The organism is Amaricoccus sp., assembly GCF_036846665.1.
In the GTDB taxonomy this organism is placed as follows: domain Bacteria; phylum Pseudomonadota; class Alphaproteobacteria; order Rhodobacterales; family Rhodobacteraceae; genus Amaricoccus.
Window position 1 is genome coordinate 1 of record NZ_DAIUBO010000157.1, and the last position, 9,199, is coordinate 9,199.

The 9,199-nt window shown below is 67.5% G+C and carries 7 protein-coding genes and 1 tRNA gene; 3 read left to right on the forward strand and 5 right to left on the reverse strand.

What is annotated here, in order from left to right; translation table 11 throughout:
- Window positions 1-67, reverse strand: a tRNA-Leu gene (locus V7050_RS14445).
- Between the two features lie 278 nt (window positions 68-345).
- Here V7050_RS14445 and V7050_RS14450 point away from each other — a divergent pair.
- Together V7050_RS14450 and glnA are read left to right on the forward strand one after the other, a co-directional pair.
- Window positions 346-684 carry a P-II family nitrogen regulator gene (locus V7050_RS14450; RefSeq protein ID WP_324367689.1) on the forward strand — a complete coding sequence of 113 codons (339 nt, stop codon included), beginning with the start codon at window positions 346-348 and terminating at the stop codon, window positions 682-684.
- Window positions 685-735: 51 nt separating this feature from the next.
- Window positions 736-2,145, forward strand: a complete 1,410-nt coding sequence (gene glnA / locus V7050_RS14455) for a type I glutamate--ammonia ligase (RefSeq protein ID WP_324367687.1) — start codon at window positions 736-738, stop codon at window positions 2,143-2,145.
- Between the two features lie 54 nt (window positions 2,146-2,199).
- Here the strand turns inward: glnA and V7050_RS14460 are convergent, their stop codons facing one another.
- Window positions 2,200-2,907 carry an NAD-dependent deacylase gene (locus V7050_RS14460; RefSeq protein ID WP_324367685.1) on the reverse strand — a complete coding sequence of 236 codons (708 nt, stop codon included), beginning with the start codon at window positions 2,905-2,907 and terminating at the stop codon, window positions 2,200-2,202.
- A gap of 111 nt (window positions 2,908-3,018) precedes the next feature.
- Between V7050_RS14460 and parE the strand changes: the two genes are divergently transcribed.
- Window positions 3,019-5,010, forward strand: a complete 1,992-nt coding sequence (gene parE / locus V7050_RS14465; RefSeq protein WP_324367683.1) for a DNA topoisomerase IV subunit B — start codon at window positions 3,019-3,021, stop codon at window positions 5,008-5,010.
- A gap of 102 nt (window positions 5,011-5,112) precedes the next feature.
- Here parE and V7050_RS14470 read toward each other — a convergent pair whose 3' ends face one another.
- The 3 genes from V7050_RS14470 to V7050_RS14480 all read right to left on the reverse strand — a co-directional run.
- The gene (locus V7050_RS14470) at window positions 5,113-7,278 is read right to left on the reverse strand and encodes a hypothetical protein (protein ID WP_324367681.1); all 2,166 of its coding nucleotides are present in this window, start codon (window positions 7,276-7,278) and stop codon (window positions 5,113-5,115) included.
- Between the two features lie 464 nt (window positions 7,279-7,742).
- Window positions 7,743-8,696: a calcium-binding protein gene (locus V7050_RS14475; RefSeq protein WP_324367679.1), complete on the reverse strand. Its 954-nt coding sequence runs from the start codon at window positions 8,694-8,696 to the stop codon at window positions 7,743-7,745.
- Window positions 8,697-8,821: 125 nt separating this feature from the next.
- Window positions 8,822-9,199: thermonuclease family protein (locus V7050_RS14480; protein ID WP_442885697.1), on the reverse strand; the 378-nt coding region annotated here is incomplete at its 5' end.

Here is a 9,199-nt window from a genome sequence, read left to right on the forward strand (position 1 = left end):
GGAGGGACTTGAACCCCCACGCCTTGCGGCGCCAGAACCTAAATCTGGTGCGTCTGCCAGTTCCGCCACGCCCGCTGCCGCGCCGCCGGGCGGCCGGATCGCGCGGGCTTCCTATCAGAGCCAAATCTGCCGTGCGAGCAAAAAATGCGCGCCGAAACCGCCCCGCGCGACCGACGCGGGCTGCCCGCGAATTGGGCATTCTGCACAATCATCGGGCACAATCATGCCTTTGTTCACCAGCCCCCGCAGCGGCCGGGGGGGCCGCCATTGAATCCGGCGGGGCAAGCTGGTTTGTCGGGGCCGCAACACGGTGCCCGAAGTGGCGCCTGGCGGAGGAATGCACGGATGAAGAAGATCGAGGCGATCATCAAGCCCTTCAAGCTGGACGAGGTCAAGGAGGCCTTGCAGGAAGTCGGCATCCAGGGCTTGAGCGTCGTGGAGGCAAAGGGCTTCGGGCGCCAGAAGGGTCACACCGAACTCTATCGCGGCGCCGAATACGTCGTCGATTTCCTGCCCAAGGTGAAGATCGAGGTCGTCCTCTCCGACGACCAGGTCGAGACCGCCATCGAGGCGATCGTCTCGGCCGCCCGCACCGGCAAGATCGGCGACGGCAAGATCTTCGTGCTTCCCGTCGAACAGGCGATCCGCATCCGTACCGGCGAGGAGGGCGGCGACGCGCTCTGAGCGCGGCAGCCAACCCTCCTGACTTTCGAACGCACAACCCGAGGAAAAGCAATGAGCGACAAGAATTCCGTTCTCACGTCCCTCAAGGAGGACGACATCGCCTATGTGGATCTCCGCTTCACGGATCCGCGCGGCAAGCTGCAGCACGTGACCGTCCTGTCCGACCTCGTCGATGAGGATTTCCTCGACGAAGGCTTCATGTTCGACGGCTCCTCCATCGCCGGCTGGAAGTCGATCGAGCAGTCGGACATGAAGCTGATGCCCGACCCCACCTCGGCCTATGTCGATCCCTTCTTTGCCGAGAAGACCCTTTGCCTGCACTGCTCGGTGCTGGAGCCCGACACCAACGAGCCCTACAACCGCGACCCGCGCGGCACCGCGGAGAAGGCCGAGGCCTATCTCCGGCAGTCGGGAATCGGCGACACGTCCTATTTCGGTCCGGAGGCGGAATTCTTCCTCTTCGACGACGTGCGCTATTCGCTGGCACCCAACAAGGTCGGCTTCGCGATCGACGCGGTCGATGCCGCCTGGAACACCGACACCGAATACGAGATGGGCAACATGGGCCATCGCGCCGGCGTCAAGGGCGGCTACTTCCCGGTGCCCCCCGTGGACGCGGCCCAGGACATCCGCTCCGAGATGCTCTCCACCATGAAGCGCATCGGCATGAAGGTGGACAAGCACCACCACGAGGTCGCCTCGCCGCAGCACGAGCTCGGCCTGGTCTTCGGCACGCTGACCGAGCAGGCCGACAACATCCAGAAGTACAAATACGTCATCCACCAGGTCGCCGCCGCCTATGGCAAGACCGCGACCTTCATGCCCAAGCCCTATTACGGCGACAACGGCTCGGGCATGCATGTGAACATGTCGATCTGGAAGGGCGGCAAGCCGATCTTCGCGGGCGACAAGTATGCCGATCTGAGCCAGGAGGCGCTCTGGTTCATCGGCGGCCTGCTCAAGCACGCCAAGACGCTGAACGCCTTCACCAACCCGACCACCAACAGCTACAAGCGGCTGATCCCCGGCTTCGAAGCGCCGGTGCTGCGCGCCTATTCGGCCCGCAACCGCTCGGGCTGCGTGCGCATCCCCTGGACCGAGAGCCCCAAGGCCAAGCGCGTCGAGGCCCGGTTCCCGGATCCGGCCGCGAACCCCTATCTCGCCTTCGCCGCGCTCCTGATGGCGGGCATCGACGGCATCAAGTCGAAGATCGATCCGGGCGAGGCCTCGGACAAGGACCTCTACGACCTGCCGCCCGAGGAGCTGGCCGGGATCCCGACCGTCTGCGGCAGCCTGCGCGAGGCCCTGGAGAGCCTCGCGGCCGACCACGCCTTCCTGCTCGCGGGCGACGTCTTCACCAAGGACCAGATCGACGGCTACATCGCGCTCAAGTGGAACGAGGTCTATGCCTTCGAGCACACGCCGCATCCGATCGAATACCAGATGTATTATTCCTGCTGAGACAGGCAGCCATCGAAGACAGGGGGCGGCCGGCGACGGTCGCCCCTTCTTCATTCACCGCCGGTCCAGCAACTCCGCCACGAAGACCGGCACCGCTTCGCCTGCCGGGCCATAGCGGCACTCGTCGAAGATCGCGGCATTGTCCGACGGCGCGAGATTGATCTCGCATGTCCGGATCCCGAAGCCGCGCGCCGTCTCGACGAAGCCGGCGGCGGGATAGACCGAGCCCGAGGTGCCGATCGCGACGAAGAGATCGGCCTCCGCAAGCGCCGTCTCGATCGCTTCCAGTCCGAGCGGCATCTCCCCGAACCAGACCACGTCGGGGCGCAATCCTCCGGCTCGGCCGCAGGCGCCGCAGGCGGCCGCGACCGAGAGCTCGCCACGGCAGGGCGCGCGCGCGCCGCATCCCAGGCATCGCGACCGGAGGAGCTCACCATGCATGTGATGGACCTGCCGCGACCCGGCGCGTTCGTGCAGGTCGTCGATGTTCTGGGTGCAGAGAAAGAGGCTCCCGCCCCGCGCGGCCAGACCGCCCGCGAGGCTCGCGAGCGCGGCATGGGCGGCATTCGGGACGGCCGCCAGAAGGTTGCGCCGGCGCAGGTTGTAGAAGGCATGCACCCTCTCCGGATCGGCGGCGAAGGCCTCGGGCGTCGCGAGTTTCATCGGATCGAATTTCGCCCAGATCCCGCCCGTATCCCGGAAGGTGCCGAGCCCGCTCTCGGCGGAGACGCCCGCGCCGGTCAGAACGAAGAGCCGCCTCACCACATCATCCCCGCTCGATCCTCTTTGCCGCTGCCGCAAAACAAGATATAGACGAAGCGGAGCAGTCCTGCGCTACCAACCGCGCGGGAATAGAAAGAAAAGAGCCGCCGCATGGTGCATGCCCCCGATCTCTTCGGCGACGACGCCGCGTCGCAGACCTATGGCGCCGCCGACATCGAGGTTCTCGAAGGTCTCGAGCCGGTCCGCAAGCGGCCGGGCATGTATATCGGCGGCACCGACGAGCGGGCGCTGCATCACCTGGTGGCCGAGGTGCTCGACAATGCCATGGACGAGGCGGTGGCGGGCCATGCCAACCGCATCGAGATCGAGCTGCAAGGCGACTTTTCCGTCACCATCCGCGACAACGGCCGCGGCATGCCGGTGGACCGGCATCCGCGCTTCCCGGACAAGTCGGCGCTGGAGGTGATCCTCTGCACCCTGCATGCGGGCGGCAAGTTCTCGGGCAAGGCCTATCAGACCTCGGGCGGACTGCACGGGGTCGGCGTATCGGTGGTCAATGCGCTCTCCGATCATGTCGCGGTCGAGGTGGCGCGGGGGCGCCAACTCTATCGCCAGGAATTCTCCCGCGGGCATCCGACGGGCCAGCTGCAATCGCTCGGGGCAGCGCCGAACCGGAGGGGCACCAGCGTCACCTTCCATCCCGACGCCGAGATCTTCGGCGCCTCGGCCCGGTTCAAGCCGGCGCGGCTGCTGCGCATGGCGCGGTCCAAGGCCTATCTCTTCTCCGGCGTCGAGATCCGCTGGCGCTGCGACCCGGCCTGCATCGGCGCGGGCGACGACACGCCCGAGAGCGCCACCTTCCATTTCCCCGGGGGCCTCTCCGACTATCTCGGCGAGCGGCTCGGCGGGGCGCAGTGCTATGCGGAGAAGCCCTTCGCGGGGCGGGTGGATTTCGCCGAGCGCTTCGGGGCGGGCACCGTCGGCTCGGTGGAATGGGCGATCAACTGGACGCCGCAGCGCGACGCCTTCGTCGCCTCCTATTGCAACACCATCCCCACGGCGGAGGGGGGCACCCACGAGGCGGGGTTCTGGGCGGCGCTGCTCAAGGGAGTGCGCGCCTATGGCGAGCTCAGCTCGAACCGCAAGGCGGCGAGCATCACCCGCGAGGACGTGATGGACGGCGGCTCGGCGATGATCTCGGTCTTCATCCGCGAACCGGAATTCGTCGGCCAGACAAAGGACCGGCTCGCCACCCAGGAGGCGGCGCGGCTGGTCGAGGCGGCGGTGCGCGACCGTTTCGACCATTGGCTGGCAGCAGATACAAGGACTTCCGGAGCGATCCTCGACTATCTGGTACTCAAGGCCGAAGAGCGGGCGCGGCGGCGGGCGGAGAAGGAGACGAGCCGCAAGACCGCGGTCAAGAAGCTGCGCCTGCCGGGCAAGCTCGCGGATTGCTCGGGGGCGACGCGCGATGGCTCGGAGCTCTTCCTCGTGGAGGGCGACAGCGCCGGCGGCTCAGCCAAGCAGGCGCGCAACCGAAAGACGCAAGCCGTGCTGCCGCTGCGGGGCAAGATCCTCAACGTGCTTGGGGCGGCGTCCTCAAAGATGATGGCGAACCAGGAGCTCGCCGACCTCTGCCAGGCGATGGGGGTGCAGACCGGCGCGCGGTTCCGGCTCGACGACCTGCGCTACGAGAAGATCATCATCATGACCGATGCCGACGTGGACGGGGCGCATATCGCCTCGCTCTTGATGACCTTCTTCTTCACCCAGATGCGGCCGTTGATCGACCACGGGCACCTATATCTTGCGGCGCCACCGCTCTACCGGCTGACGCAAGGGGCGAAGTCGGTCTATGCGCGGGACGATGCGGAGAAGGAGGCGGCGATGGCCAAAGGGCTCGGCGGGCGGGGCAAGATCGAGCTCTCGCGCTTCAAGGGGCTGGGCGAGATGATGCCGGCCCAGCTCAAGGAGACCACCATGGACCCGGCCCGCCGGACGCTGATCCGGGTGACGATCGCCGAGGACGAGGGCGAGACCGGCAGCCTCGTGGAGCGGCTGATGGGCAAGAAGCCGGAGCTGCGGTTCCAGTATATCCAGGAGAATGCCCGGTTCGTGGACGAGGACGAGCTCGACGTCTGATCCTGGCGCGGGATGAAAGGTTTACGGGGATTCGTTCAGGCTGGAATGTGGCTGGGAACCGGCTGGAAAATGGCTTGCCACTGAAATAGTCGGGATTGAGCGTTAACCTTTGTCCGGTGAGCCGGAGAGTCGTGCCACGAGGGCTTCGGCCGCGGGGATCCGGCGGCCGAAGCTGTCTGCGGCGGGTGTGTGGCCGCCGGCCCGAAGCACCGCCTTGGCATCCGAGAGTTGATCGAGGGCAGCGCGTGCCATCCCAAGGTCGGACGTTCGCTCGGCCAGAGCAAGCATTGCCAACGCCTGATTACCGGTCGCGCTCGCCCAGTCGAGCGGCATGCGCTCGCGCGTCCGCTCTTCCAGCGCGGCGCGGAAGGCGACCACCGCCTCCTTCAGCCGCTCCGTGCCGCTCTCCCGCTGCCCGAGGGTCCAGAGGGCGGTGCCGAGGTTCATCTGAGTCGCCGCCCAGTCGAGCGGCATGCGCTCGCGGGTCTGCTCCAACAGCGCTGAACGGTACGCGGCGACCGCCTGCTTCAGCCGCGCCGTGCCGCTCTCTCGCGCCCCGAGCATCAAGAGCACATTGCCGAGGCTCATCTGGGTTGTCGCCCATCCAAGCGGCACACGCTTTCGGGTGAACTCGTCCAGAACGGCAAGGTAGGCCGTCACCGCCTCCTCCAGCCGAGCCGTACCCCTCTCACGCGCCCCGAGAGTCGTAAGCGCATTGCCGAAGTTCAATAGGGTCATAGCCCAGTCGAGCGGTAAGTGCTCACGGGTCCGCACGCCTAGCGCGGCACTGTAGGCTGCTACCGCCGCCTCCAGCCGCATCGTGCCGCGCTCCCGCTCCCCAAGCCTCAAGAGCGCATTGCCGAGGTTCATTTGGGTCTTCGCCCAGTCGAGCGGCACCCGCTCGCGGGTCTGCAACTCAAGCGCGGCGCGGTAGGCCTCCACCGCCTCCTCCAGCCGCGCCGTGCCGCTCTCCCGCTCCCCAAGAGTCAGCAAAGCGTTGCCAAGGTTCATCTGAACCGTTGCCCAGCCTAGCGGCACGCGCTCGCGAGTCAGGTCTTCTAGTGCCGCACGGAAGGCCCCTACCGACGCCTCAAGGCGCTCCACACCGCTTTCCCGCTCCCCAAGCGTTGCCAGCGCAAGGCCAAGGTCGTTCCACGCCATGCCTCGCTGATTGGTGTCGACGGCCCGAGCATGGCTGATCCGCGCCAGTTCGATAGCGACGTCGAGATCGAGCCGCGCGCCCTTGTCGCGGCCGCGCTCGTACCAGACCTCCCGTTCTCGCTGAAGAAGCGCGAATAGGACGGCGGGGTCGGGCGTTTCCAGCGTCAGGCCCCGGGCGATCTGCCGTGCTGCTCCCTCCGCGTCGAAGGCCAGCAGGTGCTGGGTGACGGCGGCCTTGAGGAGCTGGCGCATCCCGGTCTCGGCCCGATCGACGGCCGCATCGGCCTCGGTCGCGGCCCTGTCGAGTTCGCCCTCGGCGGTCAGGGCGGCGAGGCGGCGGAGGGTGGCGTCGACGAAGGCGTCGGCGTTGCTGCCGCCTTGGCCGCGCGCCTGCGCCTGCGCCGCGCGGTCGGCGGCGGCGTCGAGGGCGAGCAGGGCTTCGGCGCGGTCGGCGATGCGCGGGCTGATCTTGCGTGCCATGGCGATCAGCGTGTCCTCGGGGACCGTGGTCCGCTTGATGGCGTGCAGTTCCCGGACGAGGGCGAGGATTTCGGTGGTGTCCTCCCTGACCGCCTGCAGCAGTTCGATCGCGATGCCGTGGCGGCGGAGGGTTTCGCGCCAGAGCTCGGGGGTGATCGTGGCGAGGTAATCGGCCTCGGCGAGCATCACGCCGAGGGTCTGGCGGGTGATGGCGCGGAAGAAGGCTTCCGGCAGGGGCGCGGCGGTGAAGTCGCGGCCCTGGGGCGAGGCCTTGACGGCGGCGACCATGGCCTCGGTGGTGCGGGCGGGGTCGAGGCCGGCGGCGGCGAAGACGGCGGGGTCGGCGAAGGCTTCGGGCGCCACCTGCCAGAAGAGGGCGAGGGCGTCGTCGCGGGCGGGGCCGGGATGGGTGAAGTGGCGGGCGTGCTCCTCGGCCTGGCGGGTCATCTCGGCGGCGAGCGGGGTGAGGTTGGAGTCCCGGAGCACGGCGGCGAGCACCTTGCCGTTGCTGGCGAGGTCGGCCAGCGCCTTGACGCGGTTCACCGGGTCCGGGTCGAGGCCGAGCTTGCGCGCCGCCAGTAGGAGGCCGGCGAAGGTGGAGAAGCTGGTGATCGTGAAGATGGCCAAGCCGGTGCCTCCGCTCGCGGGGCAGGATCGGCGGCGGGGTCGATCCTGTCAACGGGCGGGCGGCGTCCGGGCGGGGCGATCGCCTCTGGCGTTCCTTTCTTCTTCGACCGTCCCGCTGAAAGACGAGGGCAGCGCCCGGCCCGGGCCGGTGCAAAGCGCCCGCCTGGGGGGCGGGGCGGGCGCTGCCCGGCGGTGCCCGCCGGGCGGGGTGGTGGCGCCAGGCACGCCCATACCTGAGGCGGTCAGGGTTATGTTGCCGGATGCGTTTCCCCAGGGCGGTGCGCCTCGAGCCCCGCCCGCGGCAGGGCCGGCGCGGCCCGATCGCCACGGGTCGATCGGGCTGGGGAGCCTCGGTACGGGCTTGATGGGGATCGGCGGCGATGGGGCGCGGGTGCCACTCGGTCCGGGACGATCATCCGGCTGCCCGGCGGCGCTCGCAGGATGGGACAGCGGCGATCGGCCCGCTACAGCACGAAATCGAGCGCGGTGTATTCCCATGCCCGCGCGGCGCCGTCGACGATCACGATCTTGAAGTCCGGCGCATAGGGGGCGTAGGTGTTTCCGTAGACGATGGTGTTCGTGCCTTCCTCGCGGAGGTACAGATCCCGGACGTCGGGTCCCGGGCCGATGCCGCGGAAGACGAAACCCTCGTTGAAGGTCGGAAACGGATGGCCGTTGATGTTCGCATCGATCGCCGAGAGGTCGATGACGTCGCCGCGAGCGTTTCCCGGATTGTCGAACCCGAAGATGTGGTCCGGAGCCGCGACCGGCGTTTCGGTGTTCTGGGTGAAGGATGGCTTGTTCAGGTCGGGATCGAGGATCGTCGAATCGCCCGTATATTTGAACATCACTTCATTGAAGACGAAGCGGTCGGCTCCGGCGCCGCCATAGAGCCGGTCCTGGCCTTCGTTGCCGATGAGGACGTCGTTGCCGCGCCCCCCGAACAGGTAATCCGCGTAGGTGCCGCCGCTGAGCTTGTCCCGGCCGGTCCCGCCATAGATCACGTCCACCCCGGCATTGCCGGCGATCCGGTCGTTGCCGTCGCCGCCGAACAACCGGTCGTCGCCGGCGCCGCCGGCGATCAGATCGTTGCCGGCCAGCGCCCAGACCCTGTCATGGCCGTCTCCGGCCAGGATCTTGTTGTTGGCATTGTTGGTAATAATTCTGTCGTTGCCGGCGCCGGACGCCACATTCTCGATTATCGTTCGCGCGGAGATCTGAAGACGGTATCCGTAATCATAGTTCAAGAGCGGATTGTAATAGCTTCCCGGCCTCAGATCGATAGAGAGGTTATATACGAACCGCCCGGACCAATGCGTGAAATCGAACCAATCCGTGCCACTCAGATCGATGATCTTGTATAGCCGCCCTTCCATCTGCGGGGTCAGGATCCAGTAAGAATTGCCGTAATGCGACATGGTTCCCCCACCTGACCATTATTAAGACTATGTTTCCATTTTTCTCATTGGTCAATAACCCACAAGACGTATCACATCTTCTTAAAGTAGAATTCAAGCAACTTGGGCGATCACTCGGGACGGGGCTAGCGGTTGCCGGCGGCCGCGCGCCAGCCGGCGGCCTCGGCCTCGGCGGGGTTGCAGAACCAGGCCTCGCCGCTGGCGGTGTCGATGCCGGTGCGCGCGTACCAGGTCGAGCCGGGGGTGTGGTAGATGCGCTCCCCCGAGGCGGTGATGTTGCCCTTGATCGGGCAGGCGGGGTCGGGGACCGTCGCGGCGGCCGGCTGCCAGCCGTGGCGGCGGTAGTCCCAGGCGGCCTCGGCCTCGCCCTGCCAGACGCCGCGCCGCGCCGCCCGCGCACGGGTCTCGGTTTCGGCATAGGCCCGGCTGAAGTGGAGATAGGCCCAGGCGAGGCCCTCGCCGACCAGGGTCTCGCCGAGGTCGCGCCCGTCCGCCGTGCAGGA

Bases quoted from the DNA above. Each gene is read 5' to 3' on its own strand.
- V7050_RS14450 (WP_324367689.1), top strand. From the start codon at position 346: ATGAAGAAGATCGAGGCGATCATCAAGCCCTTCAAGCTGGACGAGGTC.
- glnA (WP_324367687.1), top strand. From the start codon at position 736: ATGAGCGACAAGAATTCCGTTCTCACGTCCCTCAAGGAGGACGACATC.
- parE (WP_324367683.1), top strand. From the start codon at position 3,019: ATGGTGCATGCCCCCGATCTCTTCGGCGACGACGCCGCGTCGCAGACC.
- V7050_RS14475 (WP_324367679.1), bottom strand. From the start codon at position 8,696: ATGTCGCATTACGGCAATTCTTACTGGATCCTGACCCCGCAGATGGAA.